Below are 24029 nucleotides of genomic sequence, written 5' to 3' on the forward strand. Positions count from 1 at the left end.
GTGGTGCCGGGGCGGCGTCAGGCGCCGGTGCCGTACCGCGCCCGGATCGGGTCCTTGAGCAGCTTTCCGGTGGCGTTGCGGGGCAGTTCGGGAGCGAGGACGATGCTCCGAGGGATCTTGTAGCGGGCGAGCCGGCCCTCCAGGTGGGCGATCAGCTCCGCGGCCGTGAGGGCGGATCCCGCGCGCAGTACGACGACGGCCCGCCCGACCTCGCCCCACGTGGGGTCGGGCACGCCGATGACGGCCGCTTCGGCTACGTCGGGGTGCCCGAGGAGGGCGTCCTCCACCTCGGCCGGGTAGATGTTCTCCCCGCCCGAGATGATCATGTCCTTCAGGCGGCCGACGAGCCGCACGTAGCCGTAGGCGTCGACCGTGGCCACGTCGCCGGAGCGGAACCGGCCTCCGTCGAGGAAGGCCGCCTCCGTCGCTTCCGGCAGGTTCCAGTAACCGGGGGTGACGTTCGGCCCGGAGACCACCACCTCGCCCTCCTCACCGGGTGCGGTTTCCTCGCCCGAGGGCCGCAGGACCCGTACATCGGTGAAGAAGTGCGGCACACCCGCCGAACCGGCGTGCGTCAGCGAGTCGGCCCGGTCGAGGACCAGGGCTCCCGGCGCGGTCTCCGTCATGCCGTACCCCTGGACGAAGGCCAAACCCCGGTCCAGATAGGCGCGCGCCGTGCGGCTCGGCACCGGGGCGCCGCCGCACAGCAGTGTGCGCAGGCTCGACAGGTCCGCGTCGGCCCACCCGGGCGCGGCGGCCATCGCGTCGTACATCGTCGGTACCCCGAACATGCAGGTCACCTGGTGCTGTTCGACGAGCCGCAGGCTGCGCTCCGCGTCGAAGGAGGACTCCAGGACGACCGTGCCGCCCTTCAGCAGGGTGGGCAGGCAGCTCATGTTCAGTGCGGCGGTGTGGAACAGCGGCGCGCAGACCAGGGCCACCTCGTCCCCGGCGAGGTCGGTGTCGACCAGCACGTTGAGGCTGTTCCAGACGAGGTTGCCGTGGGTGAGGACGGCGCCCTTGGACCGGCCGGTGGTGCCCGAGGTGTACATGATGAGGCACGCGTCCTCGTGCCCCACCTCCTCGTCGACCGGCGCCGCGGACGCGGCCGCGAGCAGTTCCTCGTAGGGCAGCCCCGGCCCCGACTCGACGGCGAGGAGCGTGGAGATCCCCGCGCCCGCCGCGAGTTCGGCCACCCGCCCCTCCGGCGTCCCGGAGTGGACCAGGACCCGGCTGTCCGAGTCGTTCAGCTGGTTCAGCAGCTCGGGCACGGCGAGCCGGGTGTTGAGCGGGACGAAGACGGCACCGAGCAGTCCGGTGGCGAAGAGCGTCTCCAGGTAGGCGGGATGGTTGGGGCCGAGGTAGGCGACCCGGTCCCCGCGCCCGACTCCGGCGCCGCGCAGGGCGTGGGCGAGGCGGGTGGAGCGGTCGTGGAGCTCGGCGTAGCCGACCGCGCGGCCCTCGTACAGGAGGGCGGTGCGCCGGGGGGTCTTCCGGCTGCGGCGGGCGGGCCAGGAGCCGATGCCCTGATTGCGCATGGTTACCCCTCAGTTCGGGTGAGACCGAGCAGTGCGGCCGCGTTCTCCTTGAGGATCTTCGGACGCACTTCGTCCTTGATCGGGAGCTCGGCGAAGTCGGCAAGCCAGCGGTCGGGCGAGAGCAGCGGATAGTCGGATCCGAACAGCACCTTGTCCTTCAGCAGGGTGTTGGCGTACTGGACCAGGCGGGGCGGGAAGTACTTGGGGGACCACCCGGAGAGGTCGATGTACACCTGGGGCTTGTGCGTGGCCACCGCGAGCGCCTCGTCCTGCCAGGGGAAGGACGGATGGGCGAGGATGATCCGCATCCCGGGGAAGTCCGCGGCGACGTCGTCCACGTCCATGGGGTTGGAGTACTTCAGCCGGACGCCCCCGCCGCCGGGAGCGCCCGCGCCGATGCCGGTCTGACCGGTGTGGAAGACCGCGATGGCGCCGGCTTCCTCGATCGCCTCGTACAGCGGGTACGCCATTCGGTCGTTGGGGTGGAACGCCTGGATGTTCGGGTGGAACTTGAAGCCGCGGACCCCGAACTCCTCGACGAGGCGCCGGATCTGACGGACCGCCGCCTTGCCCTTGTACGGATCGACCCCGGCGAACGGGATGATCACGTCGGGGTTCGCCAGGGCGGCCTCGGCGATCTCCTCGTTCGGCACCGGCGGGGTGCCGGTGGCCGACTCCGCGTCGACGGTGAAGACCACGCACGCCATCCGGCGCTCGCGGTAGTACGCGGCGATCTCCGGCAGCGTGGGATGGCGGTGCTCGGCCTTGAAGTAGGCGCCGGCGGCCTGGTCGAGCTCGGCGGAGAGCGAGGCGCCGCCCTTCGCGGAGACCTCCGCGTGCGTGTGGACGTCGATGGCGACGAGCTCGTCGGGATTCAGCACGGCCTTGCTCCTCACAGCTGCGGGGCGGGGATGCCGAAGGTCTCCGGAGTGCGGCCCACCGTCAGCGGCCAGGCCGCCGCGATGGCTTCGGCGCTCCAGCCCCCGTCCGCGTACGCGACCGACACCTCCTGCGGGTGCGACCACAGGGCGAGCTTGTCGCCGCCGATGCCGATGCACTGGCCGGTGATCCCGGCGGAGGCGTCGGAGGCGAGGAAGGACACCAGGCCCGCGACGTCCTCGGGCGTGCCGAAGCCCTCGCCCTTGCGGAGGCTGTCGGGGAAGGCGGTGCCCTCCTGCTCCAGCGCCTCGACGTGCGGGGCGAAGGCGGGGATGGTCTGCGTCATCGCGGTCGCGGCGACCGGGATGACGGCGTTCGCGGTGATGCCGGCCCGGGCCAGCTCCATGGCCCAGGTGCGCACCATCGCGGCGATGCCGGCCTTGGCGGCGGCGTAGTTGGTCTGGCCGAAGTTGCCGCGCTGGCCGGCGGGGGAGCCGGCGACCACGATCCGGCCGCCCTCGCCCTGGGCCCGCATCTGTTCGACGGCGGCGCGGACGCAGGTGAAGGTGCCGCGCAGGTGCACCTGGACGACGGTGTCGAAGTCCTCGTCCGTCATCTTCCAGAGCACCCGGTCCCGGAGCACGCCGGCGTTGGTGACCATGGCGTCGAGCCGGCCGTAGCTGTCGACCGCGCGGGCCACGAGGGCCTCGGCGGCCTCGCTGGAGCCGACCGGCACCACCTCGGCCACGGCGCGGCCGCCGGCCTCGGTGATCTGCTTCACGGCCGCGTCGGCCGCTTCGGCGTCCACGTCGTTGATCACCACGGCCGAGCCCGCGGCGGCGAGCGAGCGGGCGTAGGCGAGGCCGAGGCCGCGGCCGCTGCCGGTGACGACGGCGACCTTGCCGGAGAGGTCCAAGTGAGCCATGAGAGGGGGTCCTTCCTATGGGCCGGGTGCGGGACGCGGGGAGCCGCGGCCTGGGCACGCACCGGCCGCGGCCAAAGCTAGGCATATTTTTGTCTGCGGTCAATGAAGTGCCGAATGTAAGCCGGGGTGAGCGGGTCCCGCGCCTACGCTGTCCCCGTGACCCCTCCCGATCCGAAGCGGCAGCCGGAAGCCGAGCCCGACGCGGCCGGCCCCGGCGCCCCGGCCCGCCCCCAGTCCCTGATGCTGAGCTTCTTCGGCATCCACGTCCTCGGCACCGGCACCGCCCTGTCCTCGGCGAGCGTGATCGACGCCTTCGCCCGCGTCGAAGTGGGTGAGGACGCCGTGCGCTCGACCCTGACGCGGATGGTCGGTCGAGGCCTGCTCGCACGGCATCGGCGCGGTCGCCGGATGTACTTCTCGCTGACGGACCGCGCAGCCGCGGTGCTCGCCGACGGGGAGGAGCGGATCCAGCGGACGGGCGCCGTCAACCGGGCCTGGGACGGCACCTGGACCCTGGTCGGCTACTCCCTGCCCGAGTCCTGGCGCCGCGAACGGCACGACCTGCGCTCCCGGCTCGTCTGGGCGGGCTTCGGCCCGCTGCAGAGCGGTCTGTGGGTCGCCCCCGGACGCGTCGACGTCGCGCCCATCGCGCGGGAGCTCGGGCTCGGGGACCGTATCAGGGCGTTCCACGGGGAGGCCGCCGCGCCCACCGAGGCCGGGCCCCTGCTCCGTACCGCCTTCGACATCGACGGGATCGCCGAGGGCTACCGGTCCTTCCTGGCCCGCTGGGGCGACGGCGGCGCGCCCGTCGAGGCGCGCGACGACCTGGGCCGCCTGCTCCTGCTGCACACCGACTGGCTCGACCTGGTGCGCCGGGACCCGCACCTGCCGGCCGAGCACCTGCCCGAACGGTGGCCCGCCGCGCACGCGGAGGCGCTGTTCCGCGAGCTCTCCGCGCGCTTCGAGCCCGGGGCGCGGCGGATCGCGGAGGAGATCCTCGACCGCTGGGAGCCGCAGGCGTAGCCCGCCCGAGGAGCCGGACCGCCCGGCTTCGGCGGCGTCGGGCGGGGGCTTGTCAATCCGGACTGGACCGGCATGTGCGGGTGAACTCGCCTGCGTGAGCCGCCCGTTCGTCCCCGGGGTGGCGCCCTGCCCCGGCCGGGGCGTTCGTCGTGGCGCACGCCGTCGACCGATCGATACGGGCCACTACTCCCCGGGCGTCCGCATGCCCCTGGCGCGGGCGATCCGCGACGCCGCGTCGGAACCGAGAAGGTCAAGGACTTCGCGGGCACGGCGCGGCTGCGCGGAGGCGGCCAGTACGCCCCCGCTGAACATCGAGCTGATGGCGGTATCGCCCGGCAGCGGGCCGATGACGACGACGCCCGGCAGGTCCATCAGTTCGCTGTGCTGTTGAAAGGCCAGGTCGGCTTGGCCGGACGACAGCAGGCTGCCCGCGGGCACCCCCGGCGGGGCTTGGACAAGCCGGCCCCCGAGCATGGCGGCGAGATCCATCCGGGTGATCAGGTCGACGAGGGACGTACCGCTGGGGCCGGTGGAGTACGCGATCCTCTTCGCGGACAGAAGAGCGGCTCGCAGGTCGGATTCCGAGCCGAGTGCCGGAACCGGCGTTCCCTCCGGGACGGCGGCGACGACCTGGGAGATCCACAGCGGACGCACCGTGCCCCCGAGGAGGTGCCCTTCCTCCTCCAGTTCGGCCAGTGCTCCGTCGGCGAGCACGAGCACGTCCGCCTCGGCGCCCTCGCGCACCCGCCGTGCGATCTCGACCCCGCCGGCGGACTCGAAACGCACCGGAATCCCGTGAGCGAGTCGGATGTGTTCGCAGAGCTCGCCCACTATCGGCCGCGTCGCCATCGAGGACAGCCCAGAGATCTCTTGGTTCACGTCGTCTCCTTGGTGTCCGGCAGATGGTACGGCGCACGGTCGGGCGGCGGGGCGCCCGTCTGCGAGACTGCCCGCGTGAGCGCAACCCGGAGCACCGCGGCTGGAAAGGTCCTCAAGGTCCTCTCGGCCTTCGATCGCGAACACCCCTCGCAGACACTGTCGCAGATCGCCCAACGCACAGGTCTGGCCTTGAGCACCACGCACCGCGTGGTCGCGGAGCTGGCGGAATGGGGAGCGCTGGAGCGCGGGGAGGACGGGTCGTGGCATGTCGGGTTGAGGCTCTGGGAGATCACCTCGGGATGCCCCCGTACCCAGATTCTGCGTGACGCGGCCCTGCCGTTCATGCAGGACCTCTACGAGGCGACTCACGAGAACATCCAGCTCGCGGTGCGCGAGGGCACGGAGCTCGTCTTCGTCGAACGCATCACCGGGCATCGATCGGTACACCTGTTGACGGCGGTCGGGACCCGGTTCCCCGTCGGCTCCACCGGGATGGGCCGGGTGCTGTTGGCGCACGCACCACGGGACATCCAGGAGGAGGTCCTCGAAGCGCCGCTGCGAGCCTGGACCCCGCACACCGTCACCGACCCGAAGACGCTGCGCGCACAACTGGACCGTATCCGCCGCGAGCAGGTCTTCATCAGCGACCGGCAGCTCTCGCAGGACACGGTCGCGGTGGCCGCACCGGTGCGGATCGGCCGGGCCGGGCCCGTCAGCGCCGCTTTGGGGATCGTCGTCGCGGCGCGTGGTGCGAACGACGCGCGCGGGCTGCGCGAGCCGCTCCTGAGGGCCGCGTACGGGATCTCCGACGAGCTCGGGCGGCGCGCCCACACGACGGTCTGACGTTCGAGCAGGCTTCCGTCTGACGGAAACACCGGCGACCGGCGGCGGCTCCCGGTGCCAACGTTCGGGGTGTTCCGAACGTTCGCAGTCGCTCAGGAGATGCCATGGCCGACGCCACCGTCGACACCGTTGCCTCGGTTCCAGTCGCCGTCATCGGTGCCGGTCCGGCCGGCCTGATGCTGGCTCACCTGCTCGGGCGCGCAGGGGTCGAGACGATCGTCATCGACACCCGCTCCCGGCGCGAGATCGAAACGACGCAGCGGGCCGGCATCCTCGAGGCCGACGCGGCGCGGGACCTGATCGAGACCGGCGTCTGCGACCGGATCCTGCGCGAGGGCCACGAGCACGAGGGCGTCGAGCTCCGATTCGGCGGCCGGCCGCACCGCATCGACTTCAAGGAGCTGGTGGGACAGTCGGTGTGGCTCTACCCGCAGACCGACGTGTTCATCGACCTGGCCGACGCCCGGGACCGCGACGGTGGCACGGTCCACTTCGGCGTCAAGGACACCGAGGTCCTCGACATCACGACCGACGCTCCCCGGGTCCGCTACACCGCGCCCGACGGGTCCCGCCACGAGATCCGGGCGCGGTACGTGGTCGGTGCGGACGGGTCGCGCAGCATGTGCCGCGATCTGGTGCCCGAGGACCGGCGGGTGCGCTACGGCAAGGAGTACCCCTTCGCATGGTTCGGCATCATGGCCGAGGCGCCGATGAGCGCGCCCGAGCTGGTCTACGCCCACTCCGAGCACGGGTTCGCGCTGATCAGCCAGCGCACCGAGACCGTTCAGCGGATGTACTTCCAGTGCGACCCCGACGAGTCCGTCGACGCCTGGCAGGACGACCGCGTCTGGGAGACGCTCCAGGCTCGGGTGGCCGGCCAGGACGGCTTCCGTCTCAAGGAGGGGCCGATCCTCGAGAAGACGGTGCTGCGGTTCCGCTCGTTCGTGCAGGAGCCGATGCGCTGGGGCTCGATGGCGCTCGCGGGCGACGCCGCGCACACGGTGCCGCCGACCGGCGCCCGCGGGCTCAACCTCGCGCTGCACGACGTGAAGGTGCTTGCCACTGTCCTGTTGCGGGCACTCGGCAGCGCGGGCGAGGCCGCGCTGGACGACTACCAGCCGCGCGCCCTGCAGCGGGTCTGGCGGGCGCAGAACTTTTCCTACTGGATGACCCAGCTGCTGCACACCGCGCCCGGAGGCGCTCAGTTCGACCTGCGGCGCCAGCTCGGCGAGCTCGACAACGTGGTCGGCACCCGCGCCGGGCGCACCTATCTCGCCGAGCAGTACACCGGCTGGCCCGCCGGCTCCCTGGGCTGACCCCGACGACCAGCAGGAGCGAACACATGATCATCGACTGTCACGGTCACTTCACCACCGCGCCGCCGCAGCTGGCGCAGTGGCGGGACCGGCAGGTGGCCGCGGTCGGCGCCGCCGAGCACGCGCCCGATCCCGACGACCTGGTCATCACCGACGACGACCTGCGTCAGGCGATCGAGAGCAACCAGCTGCGGTTCATGGACGAACGCGGCAGTGACCTGACGATCTTCTCCCCGCGCGCCAGCTTCATGGCCCACCACATCGGCGACTTCGAGGTCTCCTCGGTGTGGGCGCGGATCTGCAACGACCTGATCCACCGTGTCAGCACGCTCTACCCCGGCCGCTTCGCGATGGGCGCGATGCTGCCGCAGTCGCCGGGTGTCGACCCCGCGACCTGCCTTCCCGAGCTGCGCCGCGCGGTCGAGGAACTCGGCGCGGTCACGGTCAACCTCAACCCCGATCCGTCGGGCGGCAAGTGGACCGCGCCGCCGCTGACCGACCGCAGCTGGTACCCGGTCTACGAGGCGATGGCCGAGTACGGCATACCCGCCATGATCCACGTCAGCACGTCGTGCAACCCGGCCTTCCACACCACCGGCGCCCACTACCTCAACGCCGACACCACGGCGTTCATGCAGCTGCTCCAGGGCGACCTGTTCGCCGACTTCCCGACGCTGCGGTTCGTGATCCCGCACGGCGGCGGCGCGGTGCCCTACCACTGGGGCCGGTTCCGCGGCCTGGCGATGGCGCTGGGCAGACCGGAGCCCGAGACGCTGCTGGACAACGTCTTCTTCGACACCTGTGTCTACCACCAGGCCGGCATCGACCTGCTCACCCGGGTGATACCCAGCCGGTCCGTCCTGTTCGCCAGCGAGATGATCGGCGCGGTCCGCGACATCGACCCGCGCACCGGTCACCACTTCGACGACACGAAGCGGTACGTCGAGGCCACCGCGAACCTCTCCGACGAGGAACGCGCCGCCGTCTACAGCGGCAACGCCCTGCGCGTGTACCCCCGACTCGCCGCTCGCCTCGCCGCGGCCTGCCACTGAATCCCAGGAGAAGAACGCATGGAACACACCGAGATCGGTGTCGTCCACACATCGATCACCCGCGCCGATCCCGAGGCCGTCGCCGCGCTGTCGGCATTCGGCGTCGCGACGATCCACGAGGCCATGGGCCGGGTGGGACTGATGCGCCCCTACCTGCGCCCCGTCTACCCCAAGGCCCGTCTGTGCGGTACCGCGGTGACCGTGCTGCTGCAGCCCGGCGACAACTGGATGCTCCACGTTGCCGCCGAGCAGATCCGAGAGGGCGACGTCGTGGTCGCGGCCTGCACGACCGAGAGCGAGGACGGCTTCTTCGGCGACCTGCTCGCCACTTCCTTCCGCTCCCGGGGGTGCCGGGGCCTGGTCATCGACGGCGGCGTGCGCGACGTGGCCGACCTGGAGGAGATGGACTTCCCGGTCTTCTCCCGGGCGATCAACGCCAAGGGCGCGGTCAAGGCCACGCTCGGCTCGGTCAACGTACCGGTGGTCTGCGCCAACGCCCTGGTCAGGCCCGGTGACGTCGTCGTGGCGGACCGCGACGGTGTCGTGGTGGTGCCGCGCGAGCGGGCCGCCGAGGTCGCCGAGGCGTCCGCCAGGCGTGAGGCCGGCGAGGAGAGCAAGCGCGCGCGGTTCCGCGCGGGCGAGCTCGGCCTGGACATGTACGGCATGCGCGGCCCGCTGGCCGGGCTCGGGCTGCGCTACGAGGACTGAGGAGGACTGAGGATGACGACCTTCGAGAAGACCCCTGGCTGGCTGGACTGGTACGCCGGTCCGAGCCGGCCGCGGTTCCAGGTGCCCGAGGGCGCCGTCGACGCGCACTGCCACGTCTTCGGCCCGGGGGCGCAGTTCCCGTTCGCCCCCGAGCGCAAGTACACCCCCTGCGACGCGTCCAAGGACCAGCTGTTCGAGCTGCGCGACCATCTGGGTTTCGCCCGTAACGTGGTGGTCCAGGCGACCTGCCACGGCGCCGACAACAGTGCGATGACCGACGCCCTGCGAGCCTCGGGAGGTCTCGCCCGGGGTGTCGCGACGGTGCGGCAGGGCATCTCGGACGCGCGGCTGCGGGAGCTGCACGAGGCTGGAGTCCGCGGCGTACGGTTCAACTTCGTCAAGCGGCTCGTCGACGCGGCGCCACGGCAGGACCTGTGGGACGTCGCCCGGCGGATCGCGCCCTACGGCTGGCACGTCGTCGTCTACTTCGAGGCGGCCGACCTCGCCGACCTGCGCGAATTCTTCCTCTCGATCCCGGTGCCGCTGGTCATCGACCACATGGGCCGGCCGGATGTCACCAAGGACCCGCACGGCCCGGAGTTCGAGGCGTTCTTGAACTTCATGCGGGCAAGGCCGGACATCTGGTGCAAGGTGACCTGCCCGGAGCGGCTGTCCGTGAGTGGCCCGCCGGCCCTCAAGGGGGAGCAGCAGGCCTACCGCGACGTCGTCCCGTTCGCCCGGCGCGTGGTCGAGGAGTTCCCCGACCGCGTGCTGTGGGGCACCGACTGGCCGCACCCGAACCTCACCGACCAGATGCCCGACGACGGTCTGCTCGTCGACTTCATCCCGCACATCGCGCCGACGCCGCGGCTGCAGCGGGGGCTCCTCGTCGACAACCCGATGCGTCTGTACTGGCCGGACGCCGGCTGACCACCGCACGATTGGAGGCTCACCATGTCACTGGACAAGACCTACAAACTGGTTCCGGGGACGACCATCTTCGACACCGAGCAGTCCGCCAAGGGGTACCACCTCAACCAGTTCTGCATGTCACTGATGACGGCGGAGAACCGCGAGCGCTACCTCGCCGACGAGCGCGCCTACCTGGACGCGTGGCCACTGCGGGAGGAGCAGAAGCGGGCGCTGCTCGACCGCGACCTCAACGCCGCGATGCGCGAGGGCGGCAACATCTACTTCCTCGCCAAGTGGGGCGCGACGCTGGGGCTGTCGTTCCAGCAGATGGCCGGCTCGATGACCGGCATGACCGAGCAGGAGTACCGCGACATGATGGTCGGCGGTGGTCGCTCCGTCGAGGGGAACCGGATCGACCACGCCGTCCTCGAAGCGGCGTACGCCGACCCGGTACCGCCGGCCGAGCACGCCACGATCACCGGCGCGGTCTTCACCTCGCACGTGCCTGCGATCGGCGCGGCGATGGACCACCACAAGACCGACGAACCTTACTGGAGGCCGGTTTTCGAGGGCTACGAATTCTCCAGGCGGTGGGAGAAGGAGAACCTCCCCGACGTGATCTTCCTGGTCTACAACGACCACGCCACCACGTTCGACCTGTCGCTGATCCCGACCTTCGTGCTCGGCACCGGCGCGGCGTACGCCACCGCCGACGAGGGCTACGGTCCCCGCCCGGTCCCGGGCATCGAGGGCGACCCCGACCTGGCCGCGCACATCGCGCACTCGCTCATCAGGGACGACTTCGACCTCACCCTGGTCAACGAGATGACGGTCGACCACGGCCTGACCGTCCCGCTGTCGCTGATGTTCGGGGACGTCGAGAAGTGGCCGTGCAAGGTGATCCCGTTCCACGTCAATGTGGTGCAGTACCCCGTGCCCTCGGGCGCCAGGTGCTTCAAGCTCGGCCGGGCGCTGCGCAAGGCGATCGAGTCCTACGACAGGCCGCTGAAGGTCCAGGTGTGGGGCACCGGCGGCATGAGCCACCAGCTGCAGGGCCCCCGCGCCGGCCTCATCAACCGGGAGTGGGACAACGCCTTCCTCGACGAACTCGTCGCGGACCCGGTCGGCCTGTCGCAGGTGCCGCACCTGGAGTACGTCGAGGAGGCGGGCTCGGAGGGCATCGAGCTGGTCATGTGGCTGATCGCCCGCGGGGCGATGAGCGACCTCGACGGGTCCGGGGAGATCGAGGTCAAGCACCGCTTCTACCACGTGCCGGCGTCCAACACCGCCGTCGGCCACCTGATTCTGGAGAACCACCCGCGGGCCCAGGAGCCCGCCGTGAAGGAGTGACATGACCGACGATCAGAACGTCCGGATCGCCCTGGCCGGAGGCGGCGCCTTCGGCGCCAAGCACGCGGCCGCGCTCAGGCGGATCAAGGGCGTCGAGGTGGCTGCCGTCGTGAGCAGCACCCTCGAAAGCGCCCGGAAGTTCGCCGCGGAACAAGGTATCGGCCGTGGCGTCGCGACCCTGGAGGAGGTGCTGGCGATGGACGACATCGACGCCGTCATCCTCGCCACGCCCACACCCCTGCACGCCGCGCAGACGCTGGCCTGCCTCGAAGCGGGCAAGCACGTCCAGGTCGAGATCCCGCTGGCTGCCTCGCCGGCGGATGCCGAGGCGTGCCTGGAGGCACAACAGCGCACCGGACTGGTGGCGATGGTGGGGCACACGCGGCGCTTCAACCCCAGCCACCAGTGGGTACGGCGGCGGGTCCGGGCCGGGGACTACCACATCCAGCAGATGGACGTGCAGACCTACTTCTTCCGCCGCACGAACCTCAACGCCCTCGGCCAGCCGCGCTCCTGGACCGACCATCTGCTGTGGCACCACGCCGCGCACACCGTCGACCTGTTCGCCTACCAGACGGGCTCGCCGATCGTGCAGGCCCATGCGGTCCAAGGCCCGATCCACCCCGAGCTCGGCATCGCGATGGACATGTCGATCCAGCTGCGCGCGGAGAGCGGCGCCATCTGCACCCTGTCGTTGTCGTTCAACAACGACGGGCCGCTCGGCACGTTCTTCCGCTACATCGGTGACACCGGCACCTACACCGCGCGGTACGACGACCTGGTCACCGGCAAGGACGAGCCGATCGACGTGAGCGGGGTCGACGTCTCGATGGACGGCATCGAACTGCAGGACCGCGAGTTCGTCGCCGCCATCCGCGAGGGCCGCGAGCCGAACGCCTCCATCGCCCAGGTGATGCCCTGCTACCGGACGCTGGCGGCCCTCGAGGAGCAGCTCGACGCCGCCTCGGTCTCGTGAACACGCCACCGGCGGCGGGCCCGGGCGAGACCCGGGGGACAGCTGACCGGACAGGCGAATCGTTGTAGGCTGCCCGGACCGCCCTTGACCTGCGATGAGCAGGCAGGGAGCAGACATTTCGGGAGCTTCTTCATGATTCGCACCATGTTCAAGTCCAAGATCCACCGGGCCACGGTCACCCAGGCCGACCTGCACTACGTCGGGTCCGTGACCGTCGACGCCGATCTGCTCGACGCGGCGGACCTGCTGCCCGGAGAGTTGGTGCACATCGTGGACATCACCAACGGGGCCCGGCTGGAGACGTACTGCATCGAGGGCGAGCGCGGGTCGGGGGTCATCGGGATCAACGGGGCTGCCGCTCACCTCGTGCACCCCGGGGACCTCGTCATCCTCATCAGCTACGCGCAGGTGGAGGACGCCGAGGCGCGGGTGCTCAAGCCGCGGGTCGTGCACGTCGACGGGGACAATCGGATCATCGAGCTGGGTGCGGATCCGTCCGCCCCGGTACCGGGCACGGACCAGGAGCGCAGCCCCCACGCGGTGGCCGCGCGAGTCTGAGGGAGTCGGGGAGCATGGCGGTCGAGTTCACGGACGAACGCAAGGCCGGGCGGCTGCTGGCCGTCGAGGACGGCGGGGTGGTCGGATCCATCGCCTACTTCGTGCTCGCCGCGCCGCCCCACGCCCTGGTGGCGGTGCACACCATCGTCGAGCCGGGCCACGAGGGCCGGGGCATCGCCGGGGGGCTGGTGAAGGCCTTCTACGGGATCGCCGCCGCCGAAGGTGTGCCCGTGGTGCCGCTCTGCCCGTACGCCGCGAGCTGGGCCGCCAAACACCCCGACCAGGCGCCCGAGGCGCCGGCCGCGGTGGTCGAGGCCGCCAAGGCGCAGCTGGACTCGGACTCCGACCTGTGGTGACGCGGGCGGGGCTCCGGCCCTGACCACCCTGGCCGCCGTGCCCGCCAGGCGCATCGGCACGGATCAGGGGAAGGTGGATCCATGGTGCGAAACACAGAGGCACGCGCAGAAACACGCGCAGAAACACGCGCAGAGACACGGGCAAGGGCAGACGAGACGCAGCCGCCCGTCCCCGATCCGACGCCGGGCCCCCCGCCCAGCCCCTTCCCCGAGCCCGCGCCCCGGCCCGTGCCCCCGGTGCCGGGCCCGGTGCCCGAGCCGGATCCGGTGCCCGCGCCGCCCGGGCCCGCGCCGATCCCGCAGCCCGGCCCGCTGAGCTGAGCCGAGCCCGGCCGGCGGGGGCCCGCGGGCCCCCGCGGAACGAGCCCTCGCGGTCGGTGCGGCGGTAGGTGTGCGCCCCGAAGAAGTCGCGCTGGCCCTGGGTGAGGGCCGCGGGGAGCCGCTCCGCGCGCAGCGCGTCGTAGTACGCGAGCGAGGCCGCGAAGGCCGGTACCGGGACGCCCTGGCGCACCGCCGCCACCAGCACCGCACGCCAGTCGTCCTGGGCGGCGCCGATCTCCCGCGCGAACCCGGCGTCCGCCAGCAGGCTCGGCAGGCCCGGCCGGGCATCGTAGGCGGCGCGGATCCGGTCCAGGAACGCGGCCCGGATGATGCAGCCGCCGCGCCACAGGGCCGCCACCGCTCCGGGGTCGACGCCCCAGCGAAGGCGTCCGCAGCCCGCGGAGTCAGCGGCGCGGCCGTGGGCCCCGCGAGGCCGCGAGCGGCCGTACGCAGCTCGCCGTGGCCCGAAACCGCGCGGGCGAAGACCGCCTCGGCGATGCGGGCGATCTGCACCGTCCAGCGGCCGGTGCCCTTCTGCTCGGCGGCATCGGCCACGACGTCCACGTACGGGCGGCCGGTCGCGGCGTCCGTGTGCGCGAGCACCTCCGCCGTGATCTCGATCAGGTACGAGTCCAGCCGGCCCCGGTTCCAGGCCCGGAAGGTCTCCGCGATCTTCTCGGGGGAGTAGCCGGCGACCTCGCGCAGCAGGTGGTAGGCCTCGGCGATGAGCTGCATGATGATCAGGCGGCGCGGGCGTTCCAGCGCGTCGACGAACTCCTTCGCCGACTCCGCCGCCACGAAGTGTGGACGGCGACGGTGAAACCGTTGCGGGCGAAGTTCCGGGCGAGGTTGCTGCCCTGCGTCGGCGTGCGGGGGAGGGCAGGGCGGCACTGGGGGACACCGACGCTACCCCGGCACCGGCACGGGGTGACCTACTCCGGGCAAGTCAACTCCCGCTCGCGTGCGCCCTGTTGCGCCCCTTGTCATGTCTTGGTCGCAACGTTAAGTTGTGCGGTTCCTGATGTCTTCAATGGGGGCTCCCATGGGTGTACGGGGCCGGCACCGCCGGTATCAGCCGAGCAGCATCAACCGGGCCTCGCTCGCCGTCACCGCCGGTGGCGCCGGGATCGCGCTCCCTCTCATGGGCGCCGGAGCCGCCCACGCCGCCTCGGTGGACACCTGGAACAAGGTCGCCACCTGCGAATCCACCGACAACTGGCACATCAACACCGGCAACGGCTATTACGGCGGGCTCCAGTTCAGCCAGAGCACCTGGCGCGCCTTCGGCGGTACCGCGTACGCCGCCCGCGCGGACCTGGCCACCAAGGACCAGCAGATCGCGGTCGCGGAGAAGGTCCTCAAGGGGCAGGGCCCGCAGGCCTGGCCGGCCTGCGGAAAGCAGGCCGGCCTCAGCCGCAGCGGCCCGGCTCCCGCCTCCGTGCCCACCAAGGCCCAGGCCCAGGCACAGGCCCGGAGTCAGCCTCAGGTCCCGGCCCGGCAGGCTGCCACGCCCCGCCCGACCGGGACTTCGGTCCTGCCCAACCCGTACGTCGTCGCACCGGGGGACTCGCTGTCGGCGATCGCCACCGAGCAGCACGTCGAGGGCGGCTGGCAGGCGCTGTACGAGACCAACCGGGCCACCGTGGGCGGCAACCCGGACCTCATCTTCCCGGGGCAGCGGCTCACCCTGCGCATCACCGCCGCGCCGCCCGCGCAGAACCCGGAGAAGCCGCCCCGTACGGCGGAGCCGGTCAAGCCCGTGGAGCCGGCGGCCGAGAAGCCCGCCGCGAATCCAGCTGAGAAGCCGGTCGAGAAGCCGGTGGAAAAGCCCGCCGAGAAACCGGCCCCGGAGCCCGCCTCAGTGAAGGAGCAGCCGGCGGCGGGCGGTTTCTTCGCCCCCGTCGACGCCGGTCTCGGCACCGCGTACCGCATCGCGGGTTCCTCCTGGTCCAGCGGCTACCACACGGGCGTCGACTTCCCGGTGGCGACCGGCACCACCGTCAAGGCCGTCGGCTCCGGCGAGGTCGTCTCCGCCGGCTGGGCCGGTGCGTACGGATACCAGGTCGTCATCCGGCACGGCGACGGCCGGTACTCCCAGTACGCGCACCTGTCGGCGCTCGGGGTCAAGGCCGGCTCGAAGGTCTCCGGCGGGCAGCGGATCGGCCGCTCCGGCTCGACCGGCAACACGACGGGACCTCACCTGCACTTCGAAATGCGCACGGGGCCCGGCTACGGCACCGACATCGACCCGCTGAAGTACCTCCGCGGCCACGGAGTCGACATTTGACGTCCGGGGCCCCGCATGGGCGAGGGCGGGTTCGGGGGCGGCGGCGGGCTCCGGGCCGCGCACGTGCTGCGGCACGACGGTGAGCAGGATCAGCCCGGCCGCCGCCAGCCCGCCGCTCGCCAGTGCGGCGGCCGTACCGGCCGCCCCGTAGCGGAAGCCCTCGTCGAAGAGCGAGATCCCGACCGCCGCCGCGACCACCGGGTTGACCACCGTCACGGTGGCCAGCGGCGCGGTCAACCCGGCGCCCCGGTACGCCGCCTGCGACAGCAGCAGCCCGACGGCCGCGAGCGTGACGATGGCCGCCAGCTCCGGCCACAGGGAGCCCAGGGCGTCGAAACTGAAGCCCTCGGCCACCGACTTGGTGAACACCGAGGCCATACCGAAGGCCGTTCCGGCGGCCGCGGCCAGCAGCACGCTGCGCAGCACCGCCCGGTGCATCCGGTGCGCGGCCAGGAACAGCACGGCCACCCCGGCTCCGGTCGCGGTCAGCAGCACGCTCTGCTCACTTCCGGCCAGCGTCTGCTCGTCCCGTCCGCCCCCGCCGGTCAGGGCCAGCAGTCCCGCGAGTCCGACGGTGGCCAGTACGGCCCCGCGCCAGGCGGCCGCGCCGGCCCGGCGCCGTACGAAGACGGCCGCCAGCGGCAGTGCGAAGACGATGGTGAGCGCCCCGAGGGGCTGCACCAGGCTCAGCGGCCCGTACGCGAGCGCCAGAACGTGGAGCAGCGCGCCGAGGCCGTTCAGCGTGATGGCGGCGTACCAGCCGCATCGGCGCACGGGGGCGTACGGCCGGCCCGTCGTACTCGACGCGACCCGTTCCTGGACGATCGCTCCACCCGCGTATGCCACGGCGGACACAAGGCAGAGGAGGACCGAAAGCACTAGGGCACTCATGAAATCCACAATGCCCCACCCGAGCGGGCTATTCCTCCCCCTACAGGAGGTCACCAGTCCTACTCAAGGCATACTCCAGACGCAGTACACGAGGGTGGAACGTGGTGCTTTCAGCCATCTCGGGTGCGCAAGCGCCCTCCTCGCGCCGCCCGGTCGCAGCAAGGCGCCGATCAGACCGTCGCATTCGCGCCGGGAGCCCAGCCCGGCCGCCGGCCGTGAGGGGGCGCGCGGTGCGACGTTTCTCCACCAGAGTTCGAGCCCGGACAGACCCCCGCGAGACCCGCTCCGGCCTCCGGCGAGACCCGCTCCCGACTTCGGCGAGACCCGCTCCGGCCCGCCGCGGAGGCGGATGCGGAGCATCGCGAATCAACCCATACCGTGACAGCCCGCTCGCCGTAGGTGAGGAGCCCGGAACGAGTTTGGTTCCGGGCGCGGGGGATCCGTACAGTTTCCCTTTTGAGGCCTTCCGCAGCAGGCGGATGCGGACGAGTGAGCAAGGAACGGCAGCGGCCATGACGGTGACCGAAGACAACCACGTGACCGGGGACGACCACGCCTACGGGCCGGGCATCGACCCCGAGCGCCTGGCCCTCTGCCTCGGCGTGATCGACGAGCTGGACAAGCTCGACGTCGACCACCCGGACGCCATCACCGTACGCCGCGCCACCGCCGGCCTGTACCGCACGGTCAAGCAGCGCCGCCGCCAGGAGCGCCGCGCCGCCAAGACCGCCAACGACAAGGCCGTCACCGAGGCGACCGCGACCGGCTCCGCCGAGCGCATCGACGACGAGACCCAGGGCAACGCGCTGACCGCCGCCACCAAGGGCCCGATCGCCGGGATACTCCAGCGCCCGCGCTCCTGCTACGTCTGCAAGGCCCGCTACGTCGAGGTCGACGCGTTCTACCACCAGCTCTGCCAGGACTGCGCCGCCTTCAACCACGCGCGCCGCGACGCCCGCACCGACCTGACCGGCCGCCGCGCGCTGCTCACCGGCGGCCGCGCCAAGATCGGCATGTACATCGCGCTGCGGCTGCTGCGCGACGGCGCGCACACCACCATCACCACCCGCTTCCCGAGCGACGCGATCCGCCGCTTCAAGGCGATGCCCGACAGCTCCGAGTGGATGCACCGCCTGAAGATCGTCGGCATCGACCTGCGCGACCCGGCCCAGGTCGTCGCGCTCGCCGACTCGGTGGCCGCCGAGGGCCCGCTCGACATCCTGATCAACAACGCCGCGCAGACCGTACGCCGCTCCCCGGGCGCCTACAGCGAGCTCGTCGCCGCCGAGAACGCCCCGCTCCCGGCCGGCGAGCTGCCCGCCGCCGAGGTCATCGGCACCTTCGGCAGCGGCACCGTCGACCGCGTCGCCGCCCTGCCCACCGGCAAGGGCGAGAAGCTCAGCGCCCAGGACATCACCGAGCTGGCACTGGTCTCCGGCTCCGCCTCCCTGGAGCGCATCGCCGCCGGCACCGCCATCGACGCGGGCGGCCTGGTCCCCGACCTGCACGACACCAACAGCTGGATCCAGACCGTGTCCGAGGTGGACCCGATCGAGCTGCTCGAAGTGCAGCTGTGCAACTCCACCGCGCCGTTCATCCTGATCAGCAAGCTCCGCCCGGCGATGGCCGCAGCCGAGGCCGGCCGTCGCTACGTGGTCAACGTCTCCGCGATGGAGGGCGTGTTCAGCCGCGGCTACAAGGGCGCCGGCCACCCGCACACCAACATGGCCAAGGCCGCGCTGAACATGCTGACGCGCACCAGCGCCCAGGAGATGTTCCAGAAGGACCAGATCCTGATGACCGCCGTCGACACCGGCTGGATCACCGACGAGCGCCCGCACCCGGACAAGATCCGCCTCGCCGAGGAGGGCTTCCACGCCCCGCTCGACCTGGTGGACGGCGCGGCCCGGGTCTACGACCCGATCGTCCGCGGCGAGCTCGGCGAGGACCTGTACGGCGTCTTCCTGAAGGACTACGCCCCCGCCAACTGGTAAACGGCCCGGCGAGGGCGCGCGCGACGCGGGGGCTCAGGGCCTCGCGGGCTCAGCGCCCGCGCCCTCGCGGGCTCACGCCGTGCGTTCGTACGCCCTCGCCGCCACCAGCTCCAGCACCGGACGCCAGTCCTCCATCTCGCCCGCGTCCAGGCCCACCACCTTGCCCGCGTCATCGGCCTGGCGCAGGATCACCGCGGCCTCCCCGTCCGGATCGGCCGCGAAGGCACCTACCTCCGCCTCGCCCATCACCCCGCCCTGCGCGCGCAGCGTCAGCGCGCTCTGCGGTGACAGCGTCCGCTCCGGCTCCACGGCGGCCAGGTAGCGCTTGGCCGGCACGTGCAGGCGTACCAGCCGGGCCACCCGCGCGCCCAGCAGCGGGCGGAGCGCCGCCGCCGCGTGATCGGCGTGCCCCGCGTCGTCCCCGGGGAACAGCAGATGGCCCAGATCGTGCACCAGGCCCGCCACCTGCAACTCCTTGTCGAAGGGGTGCGAGCGGCGCAGCAGCGCCGCCGTCTGGAGCCCGTGGTCGTGCAGGTCGACCGGATCGCCGCTGCGGTCGGGCGTGTCCCACGCCCCGCGGCAGGCGAACAGCACGTCCATCAGCTCCCCGACGCTCCCGATCACTCGCGGCCCCCCGGACTCCGACACGCCCCGCCCCCTCCGTCGCACCCGCGTACGGGCCCGAGCAGACCATTGCCTGGCGACACTCCGGCCCACGACTTCCTGAACTCGCGGCGAAAACTCGCGGGCGGAGTGGATTTTGCCTTTCCATCGAGCGGGGGTCCGCTCATATGTGTACTCTGAGGGACACGGACGGCCCCACCAGGGCCACACTCCGTATCGAGAACCATGGCGCCACCGCGTCCGGAAAACCTTTTATCCCTGCCCGGGAGCGGTCCGCCCCCGGGTTACGCGACACAAAAGGAGTGCGCGGTGACAGCAGAACTGACGAAGACCGACCAGGCGCTGAAGGAACGTACGGGGCCGAAGAAGACCAGCCGCCCCGACAAGCTCGGCAACCTGGAGGTCTGGGCCCGGTCCGCGCCGATCCGGCTCGCCGGTTACGAGGACGACCTCGCGGAGCCGCACATCCTGCCGGGCATCGACTGACCGTCGGACGACACCGAGCCCCCGCGCCGAACCGGCGGCGGGGGCTCGCTGGTTCCCGTCACCCGTACGCCATGAGCGTCATCGCTGTCGGCGATCAAGGCTTTCGCCGCCCGGTCGTCACGGGCAGGCTCACCCGCATGAGACTGCTGATGCTGGGTGGCACCGAATTCGTCGGACGCGCGATCACCGAAGACGCCCTGGACCGGGGGTGGGATGTGACCGTCTTCCACCGCGGCCACCACGCGCCCCCGCCCGGCGCCACCGCCCTGCACGGGGACCGAGGGGCGCCCGGCGGCCTGGACGCCCTCGCCGAGGGGCAGTGGGACCTCGTCGTCGACACCTGGGGAGGCGCCCCCACCGCCGTGCGCGACACCGCCCGGCTGCTCCGCGACCGCGTCGGCCGGTACGCGTACATCTCCAGCCGCTCCGTGTACGCCTACCCCGCCCCGGCCGGGCTCGCCGAGGACGGCCCGCTGGTCGAGGGCTCCCCGGACGCCGGGGCCGTCGCCTACGCCGAGGACAAGCGAGGCGCCGAACTCGCGGCCCTGGACGTCTTCGGCGACCGCGCCCTGCTGGTCCGCGCCGGCCTCGTCATCGGCCCGTACGAGAACGTCGGCCGGCTGCCCTGGTGGCTGAACCGCACCGCCCGGGGCGGCCGCGTGCCCGCCCCCGGGCCGCGCGAGCTGCCGCTCCAGTACATCGACGTACGCGACCTCGCACGCTGGACCCTGGACGGCGCCGAGGCCGGGCTCGGCGGCGCGTACAACCTGGCCTCCCCGGTCGGGCACGCCACCCTGGGAGGGCTCCTCTACGCCTGCTCGGCCGTCACCGCGAGCGGTGCGGAGCTCCACTGGATCGACGCGGCCCGGATCGAGGAGGCCGGTGTGGCGCCGTGGACCGAGCTGCCGATCTGGCTCCCCGAGGGCGAGACGCACGACTTCATGTACGGCGGTGACGTGACCAAGGCCCTGGCCGCAGGCCTGAAGTGCCGGCCCGTGGAGGAGACCGTGGCCGACACCTGGGCCTGGCTCCAGGAGCTCGGCGGGACCGCCCCGCAGCGCCCCGACCGGCCCGCGCCGGGCCTGTCCCCACAACAGGAGGCGGCCCTACTCGCGCTCTGACGGCGCCGGCCGCGCGAGCCGGGTCGCAGGCATGTACTCGCGCACCAGCCTGCGGTGCCACCACGCACCCGTCTCGCGCAGCTCCCGCCAGGTGGTGAAGCGGTAGCGGTACAGCCGGGCCCTGATGTAGAGGGGCGGGGCGTCCGGGAAGGGGTTGTGGCGGATCAGCCGCAGCGTGTCCCGGTCGCCCGCCAGCAGCCGCTCCACGAAGGGCCCGAACCAGTCCCGCGCATAGCCGGGGGACAGCGCCGCGAACCACATCAGCCAGTCCAGGCGCAGATGGTACGGGGCGAACTGGCGCGGAATGCTGCGGGGCTGACCCGGTTTGCCCTTGAAACCGTACTCCCGCCACGCACCGTCCTCCCGCGGCCGCGGGTCGGCGGTGCCCTCCACCACGATCTCCTCGCGGATCCGGCCCACCGTGCCGAACGCCCCGTAGGTGTTGACCAGGTGGAGGGAGTCGAAGGAGCGGTTCATCACCTGGCGGCGCGAGACCATGTTCGCCACCGGGCGCCGGCTCAGGAACAGCACCAGGGCGGTCACCGCGCACACGAGGACGACGAACCAGACCGGCGCCTGGCGGGAAGCCGCGGCCGGCGGCGGCCCGGCGAGGCCGGTGAAGTCGACCGCAGGCAGGGCGAGCGTGATCGTCAGCCAGTTCAGCCAGGCGAAATTGCCCGACAGCACCAGCCACAACTGCGTGGCCACGATGATCCCGGCCGCGTACGAAGCCACCGGCTGCGGAGTGAACAGCAGCACCGGAACGAGCAGTTGCGTCACGTGGTTGGCCGCGCACTCCACCCGGTGCAGCGGCCTCGGCAGGTGGTGGAAGAACCAGCTCAGCGGCCCCGGCATCGGCTGGGTCTCGTGGTGGAAGTACAGGCAGGTGAGCTCCCGCCAGCAGGCGTCCCCGCGCATCTTGATCAGCCCCGCGCCGAACTCCACCCGGAAGACCACCCAGCGCAGCAGCCACAGCACCAGGACCGGCGGCCCGGTCCGCGCGTTGCCGAGGAAGACGGCGAGGAAGCCCGCCTCCAGCAGGAGCGACTCCCAGCCGAAGGAGTACCAGGTCTGCCCCACGTTCACGATCGACAGGTACAGCAGCCACAGCAGGGCCCACATCGCCATCGCCGCGGCCAGCGGCGCCGCGTCCCCCGCCCCCGCCGCGAGGGCCGCCGCCAGTGCGGCCCCGGTCCAGGCGCACGCGGCGAAGAAACGGTCCGAGTAGTGGAGTTGGAACAGGCTCGGGGCGTGACGGAACGGCGCGTACCGCACGTAGCGCGGCACGGGCAGCATGCCGTGCGCCCCGATCAGTGCCCGGAACTGCAGGGCGGCGCCGGCGAAGGCGACGAGGTAGACACCGGCCAGGGCCCGCTGGAAGACCAGCCGGCCCAGCCAGTATCCGGGCGCCGTGAACCAGTCCATCGCCTCCAGTATCGGGCCGGTCAGGCGCCCGCGGCCAGCTTGCGCAGGGCGCGGCCCAGCAACCGGGCGTAGCCCTTCTGCAGCACGGGGACGACCGGGCCCGCCAGGCGGGTGTACCAGACGCCCGGGCGGCTGAAGGCGGTGACCTCGAACCAGACCGCGCCGTCCGCGGCGAGCCGCACCAGGAAGGACTCCTCCCCGGCCTCGGGGTGCCCGGTGAGGGTTCCGTAGGCGAAGCCGGCCAGGTCGGGCTCGTCCGGCGTCCACAGCACCCGGCACGGCACGGTGATCCGCAGCGCCCCGAAACCGAGCCCGATGTCCACCCGGACGCCGGGCCGCGCGGTCTCCCCGTCGGCCCGCACGAGCGCGCCGGTGGCCCGGTGCATCGCGAAGGTGCGGACCGCGTCCCCGGCGGCCTCGAAGACGGCGCGGCCGTACCCGATCCGGGTCCGGTGGTGCAGGTGGTGGTAGGCGGCGGGCAGCGGGCGCCGCCGGGTCGCGCCGCGGTCGGGGTAGTTGAACTCGGTCCCTACCGGGGTGGGGCGCCCGGTGTTGATGAGGCGGGTCATGACAGGGTCTCCATTCGGTCGGCGGCCAGGCGGCGCCAGGCCAGCACCGAGCACAGGGCGAATCCGAGCGAGTTGCCGAGGCCGTGGGTCGCGGCCATCCAGGTCAAGGTCGGGTGCACGACCCCGTTGGCTTCGCCGAGCGCCCACCACAGGGCGAGCAGCATGGTGGCCACGAGCACCACGGCCGAGGTCGCGAGCAGCGCCCCTGTCGTACGGTCGCGGGCCCCGGGCCGGATCTCCCGCCAGGTCAGCAGGGCCACCGCCCACATGCCGCCGGTCAGCACCACCGCACCCACCAGCTCGGCCCAGTCGTCGATGAAGTAGCCGAGGAGCACGAGCAGGGTGCCCGCCGGGACGCTGTACGCCGCCCAGCGCGACAGCCCGCTCGCGGTCCGGGCCCCGGCGCTGCGGCACACCAGGCCGGCGACCAGCGCGGCCGTGAACCCGGCGAAGTGGAAGTGCGGCACGGTCAGCGCCAGGATGTCGAGGTCGAAGCCGAAGAGCCGGTAGCCGGCGCGCTCGGCGACCAGGGCGGTCCCGGCCACCGAAGGCGAGACCAGCGCGGTGAGCACCGCGACCTCGGGAGGGGCGAGCGGGTTCGCCGTGGCCCGGGTCCGCAGCAGCCGGGCCGGGGCCCGCGCCGCGAGGGCCAGGGTGGCCGCCGCGTACAGTACGGCGAGCGCGGTGGCGGCGGCCCCGCGCGGCAGCCAGAGGCACAGCGCCCCGGGGGCGGCGGCCAGCGGCCAGAGCCGGGCGGTCCGGCGCAGCCCGGCCGGATCGATCAGGCGCAGGCCGACGGGGACGACGTAGAGCATGCCCAGGGTGACGATCAGATTCACCAAGACCGTCACCGTGGACTCCCCTCCCGCACGAACGCATTGAACGCGTTCAACTCATGGTCGTGACCTTACGGGGTTCCTTGAACATGTTCAAGACGCCCGGGCGGCGCTCCGGTTGCGGTGATCGCGCGGATGCGGCAGACAAGAGGGAGCAACC

Annotated in this window: 22 protein-coding genes and 2 pseudogenes; 14 read left to right on the forward strand and 10 right to left on the reverse strand. The window is 72.1% G+C overall.

Translation table 11 applies throughout. From position 1 onward, the window contains the following. Positions 1–17: 17 nt before the first annotated feature. From ACFWBF_RS07805 to ACFWBF_RS07815, 3 genes are read right to left on the reverse strand one after another with little or no spacing between them, the layout of a single operon-like run. The gene (locus ACFWBF_RS07805) at positions 18–1538 is read right to left on the reverse strand and encodes a long-chain fatty acid--CoA ligase (protein WP_385596827.1); all 1521 of its coding nucleotides are present in this window, start codon (positions 1536–1538) and stop codon (positions 18–20) included. Positions 1539–1540: 2 nt separating this feature from the next. Continuing rightward, positions 1541–2416 (reverse strand): amidohydrolase family protein, encoded by an 876-nt coding sequence (locus tag ACFWBF_RS07810; protein ID WP_385597096.1) that lies wholly within the window; start codon positions 2414–2416, stop codon positions 1541–1543. A 14-nt stretch (positions 2417–2430) separates the two neighbouring features. Beyond that, on the reverse strand, positions 2431–3342 hold the full coding sequence (locus tag ACFWBF_RS07815) for an SDR family NAD(P)-dependent oxidoreductase (protein ID WP_385596830.1): 912 nt from the start codon (positions 3340–3342) through the stop codon (positions 2431–2433). Between the two features lie 156 nt (positions 3343–3498). On the opposite strand from ACFWBF_RS07815, the gene ACFWBF_RS07820 reads away from it, so the two are divergent. Further along, positions 3499–4365 carry a PaaX family transcriptional regulator C-terminal domain-containing protein gene (locus ACFWBF_RS07820; protein WP_385596833.1) on the forward strand — a complete coding sequence of 289 codons (867 nt, stop codon included), beginning with the start codon at positions 3499–3501 and terminating at the stop codon, positions 4363–4365. 183 nt (positions 4366–4548) lie between these two features. On the opposite strand, the gene ACFWBF_RS07825 is transcribed toward ACFWBF_RS07820, so the two are convergent. Next, the gene (locus ACFWBF_RS07825) at positions 4549–5244 is read right to left on the reverse strand and encodes a substrate-binding domain-containing protein (protein ID WP_385596837.1); all 696 of its coding nucleotides are present in this window, start codon (positions 5242–5244) and stop codon (positions 4549–4551) included. A gap of 75 nt (positions 5245–5319) precedes the next feature. On the opposite strand from ACFWBF_RS07825, the gene ACFWBF_RS07830 reads away from it, so the two are divergent. The 9 genes from ACFWBF_RS07830 to ACFWBF_RS07870 all read left to right on the forward strand — a co-directional run bounded on the left by ACFWBF_RS07830 (position 5320) and on the right by ACFWBF_RS07870 (position 13315). Further along, a complete protein-coding gene (locus ACFWBF_RS07830) occupies positions 5320–6087 on the forward strand; it encodes an IclR family transcriptional regulator (RefSeq protein ID WP_385596839.1) in 768 nt (255 codons plus the stop codon). 104 nt (positions 6088–6191) lie between these two features. Next, positions 6192–7403: a 4-hydroxybenzoate 3-monooxygenase gene (locus ACFWBF_RS07835; RefSeq protein WP_385596842.1), complete on the forward strand. Its 1212-nt coding sequence runs from the start codon at positions 6192–6194 to the stop codon at positions 7401–7403. 26 nt (positions 7404–7429) lie between these two features. Further along, positions 7430–8455: an amidohydrolase family protein gene (locus tag ACFWBF_RS07840; protein WP_385596844.1), complete on the forward strand. Its 1026-nt coding sequence runs from the start codon at positions 7430–7432 to the stop codon at positions 8453–8455. A gap of 18 nt (positions 8456–8473) precedes the next feature. Then, positions 8474–9163 carry a 4-carboxy-4-hydroxy-2-oxoadipate aldolase/oxaloacetate decarboxylase gene (gene ligK / locus ACFWBF_RS07845; RefSeq protein ID WP_385596847.1) on the forward strand — a complete coding sequence of 230 codons (690 nt, stop codon included), beginning with the start codon at positions 8474–8476 and terminating at the stop codon, positions 9161–9163. 12 nt (positions 9164–9175) lie between these two features. Continuing rightward, a complete protein-coding gene (locus ACFWBF_RS07850; protein ID WP_385596850.1) occupies positions 9176–10093 on the forward strand; it encodes an amidohydrolase family protein in 918 nt (305 codons plus the stop codon). A gap of 24 nt (positions 10094–10117) precedes the next feature. Continuing rightward, complete coding sequence (gene ligA, locus ACFWBF_RS07855) at positions 10118–11425, forward strand: protocatechuate 4,5-dioxygenase subunit alpha (protein WP_385596853.1); 1308 nt, start codon at positions 10118–10120, stop codon at positions 11423–11425. Position 11426: 1 nt separating this feature from the next. Further along, positions 11427–12401 (forward strand): Gfo/Idh/MocA family oxidoreductase, encoded by a 975-nt coding sequence (locus tag ACFWBF_RS07860; RefSeq protein WP_385596856.1) that lies wholly within the window; start codon positions 11427–11429, stop codon positions 12399–12401. A gap of 132 nt (positions 12402–12533) precedes the next feature. After that, on the forward strand, positions 12534–12959 hold the full coding sequence (panD, locus tag ACFWBF_RS07865) for an aspartate 1-decarboxylase (RefSeq protein ID WP_385596859.1): 426 nt from the start codon (positions 12534–12536) through the stop codon (positions 12957–12959). 14 nt (positions 12960–12973) lie between these two features. After that, entirely contained in the window at positions 12974–13315 is a 342-nt protein-coding gene (locus tag ACFWBF_RS07870) for a GNAT family N-acetyltransferase (protein WP_385596863.1), read from the forward strand. 340 nt (positions 13316–13655) lie between these two features. Here the strand turns inward: ACFWBF_RS07870 and ACFWBF_RS07875 are convergent. Next, positions 13656–14434: pseudogene (locus tag ACFWBF_RS07875) on the reverse strand (NADP-dependent phosphogluconate dehydrogenase); the annotation flags it as partial. A gap of 244 nt (positions 14435–14678) precedes the next feature. Here ACFWBF_RS07875 and ACFWBF_RS07880 point away from each other — a divergent pair. Then, complete coding sequence (locus ACFWBF_RS07880) at positions 14679–15923, forward strand: transglycosylase family protein (RefSeq protein WP_385596866.1); 1245 nt, start codon at positions 14679–14681, stop codon at positions 15921–15923. A 180-nt stretch (positions 15924–16103) separates the two neighbouring features. Here ACFWBF_RS07880 and ACFWBF_RS07885 read toward each other — a convergent pair. After that, a pseudogene (locus tag ACFWBF_RS07885) lies at positions 16104–16814 on the reverse strand (DMT family transporter); the annotation flags it as partial. 512 nt (positions 16815–17326) lie between these two features. Between ACFWBF_RS07885 and ACFWBF_RS07890 the strand changes: the two are divergent. After that, positions 17327–18808 (forward strand): SDR family NAD(P)-dependent oxidoreductase, encoded by a 1482-nt coding sequence (locus ACFWBF_RS07890; RefSeq protein ID WP_385596869.1) that lies wholly within the window; start codon positions 17327–17329, stop codon positions 18806–18808. Positions 18809–18880: 72 nt separating this feature from the next. Here ACFWBF_RS07890 and ACFWBF_RS07895 read toward each other — a convergent pair whose 3' ends face one another. Further along, positions 18881–19408, reverse strand: a complete 528-nt coding sequence (locus ACFWBF_RS07895) for an HD domain-containing protein (protein ID WP_385597098.1) — start codon at positions 19406–19408, stop codon at positions 18881–18883. Between the two features lie 333 nt (positions 19409–19741). On the opposite strand from ACFWBF_RS07895, the gene ACFWBF_RS07900 reads away from it, so the two are divergent. Both ACFWBF_RS07900 and ACFWBF_RS07905 read left to right on the forward strand, forming a co-directional pair. Next, entirely contained in the window at positions 19742–19918 is a 177-nt protein-coding gene (locus ACFWBF_RS07900; RefSeq protein WP_385597118.1) for a hypothetical protein, read from the forward strand. Positions 19919–20055: 137 nt separating this feature from the next. Next, positions 20056–21039, forward strand: a complete 984-nt coding sequence (locus ACFWBF_RS07905; protein WP_385596870.1) for an NAD-dependent epimerase/dehydratase family protein — start codon at positions 20056–20058, stop codon at positions 21037–21039. On the opposite strand, the gene ACFWBF_RS07910 is transcribed toward ACFWBF_RS07905, so the two are convergent. Genes ACFWBF_RS07910 through ACFWBF_RS07920 form a run of 3 tightly spaced genes read right to left on the reverse strand, consistent with a single transcriptional unit; the run spans position 21025 to position 23884 of the window. Beyond that, positions 21025–22464 (reverse strand): lipase maturation factor family protein, encoded by a 1440-nt coding sequence (locus tag ACFWBF_RS07910; protein ID WP_385596873.1) that lies wholly within the window; start codon positions 22462–22464, stop codon positions 21025–21027. The two genes, ACFWBF_RS07905 and ACFWBF_RS07910, sit on opposite strands and share 15 nt — an antisense overlap. Positions 22465–22484: 20 nt before the next feature. Continuing rightward, the gene (locus tag ACFWBF_RS07915; RefSeq protein ID WP_385596876.1) at positions 22485–23033 is read right to left on the reverse strand and encodes a DUF1990 family protein; all 549 of its coding nucleotides are present in this window, start codon (positions 23031–23033) and stop codon (positions 22485–22487) included. After that, positions 23030–23884 (reverse strand): YndJ family protein, encoded by an 855-nt coding sequence (locus ACFWBF_RS07920; protein WP_385596879.1) that lies wholly within the window; start codon positions 23882–23884, stop codon positions 23030–23032. The genes ACFWBF_RS07915 and ACFWBF_RS07920 overlap by 4 nt, the downstream gene beginning before the upstream one ends. Positions 23885–24029 lie beyond the last annotated feature (145 nt).

The organism is Streptomyces sp. NPDC060028 (assembly GCF_042736725.1).
In the GTDB taxonomy this organism is placed as follows: domain Bacteria; phylum Actinomycetota; class Actinomycetes; order Streptomycetales; family Streptomycetaceae; genus Streptomyces.

What these genes read in the sequence shown, in the direction of transcription:
- ACFWBF_RS07805 (WP_385596827.1), bottom strand. Translation starts at nt 1,538, where the DNA reads ATGCGCAATCAGGGCATCGGCTCCTGGCCCGCCCGCCGCAGCCGGAAG.
- ACFWBF_RS07815 (WP_385596830.1), bottom strand. Translation starts at nt 3,342, where the DNA reads ATGGCTCACTTGGACCTCTCCGGCAAGGTCGCCGTCGTCACCGGCAGC.
- ACFWBF_RS07835 (WP_385596842.1), top strand. Translation starts at nt 6,192, where the DNA reads ATGGCCGACGCCACCGTCGACACCGTTGCCTCGGTTCCAGTCGCCGTC.
- ACFWBF_RS07840 (WP_385596844.1), top strand. Translation starts at nt 7,430, where the DNA reads ATGATCATCGACTGTCACGGTCACTTCACCACCGCGCCGCCGCAGCTG.
- ligK (WP_385596847.1), top strand. Translation starts at nt 8,474, where the DNA reads ATGGAACACACCGAGATCGGTGTCGTCCACACATCGATCACCCGCGCC.
- ACFWBF_RS07850 (WP_385596850.1), top strand. Translation starts at nt 9,176, where the DNA reads ATGACGACCTTCGAGAAGACCCCTGGCTGGCTGGACTGGTACGCCGGT.
- ligA (WP_385596853.1), top strand. Translation starts at nt 10,118, where the DNA reads ATGTCACTGGACAAGACCTACAAACTGGTTCCGGGGACGACCATCTTC.
- ACFWBF_RS07860 (WP_385596856.1), top strand. Translation starts at nt 11,427, where the DNA reads ATGACCGACGATCAGAACGTCCGGATCGCCCTGGCCGGAGGCGGCGCC.
- panD (WP_385596859.1), top strand. Translation starts at nt 12,534, where the DNA reads ATGATTCGCACCATGTTCAAGTCCAAGATCCACCGGGCCACGGTCACC.
- ACFWBF_RS07870 (WP_385596863.1), top strand. Translation starts at nt 12,974, where the DNA reads ATGGCGGTCGAGTTCACGGACGAACGCAAGGCCGGGCGGCTGCTGGCC.
- ACFWBF_RS07880 (WP_385596866.1), top strand. Translation starts at nt 14,679, where the DNA reads ATGGGTGTACGGGGCCGGCACCGCCGGTATCAGCCGAGCAGCATCAAC.
- ACFWBF_RS07890 (WP_385596869.1), top strand. Translation starts at nt 17,327, where the DNA reads ATGACGGTGACCGAAGACAACCACGTGACCGGGGACGACCACGCCTAC.
- ACFWBF_RS07895 (WP_385597098.1), bottom strand. Translation starts at nt 19,408, where the DNA reads ATGGACGTGCTGTTCGCCTGCCGCGGGGCGTGGGACACGCCCGACCGC.
- ACFWBF_RS07905 (WP_385596870.1), top strand. Translation starts at nt 20,056, where the DNA reads ATGAGACTGCTGATGCTGGGTGGCACCGAATTCGTCGGACGCGCGATC.
- ACFWBF_RS07910 (WP_385596873.1), bottom strand. Translation starts at nt 22,464, where the DNA reads ATGGACTGGTTCACGGCGCCCGGATACTGGCTGGGCCGGCTGGTCTTC.
- ACFWBF_RS07915 (WP_385596876.1), bottom strand. Translation starts at nt 23,033, where the DNA reads ATGACCCGCCTCATCAACACCGGGCGCCCCACCCCGGTAGGGACCGAG.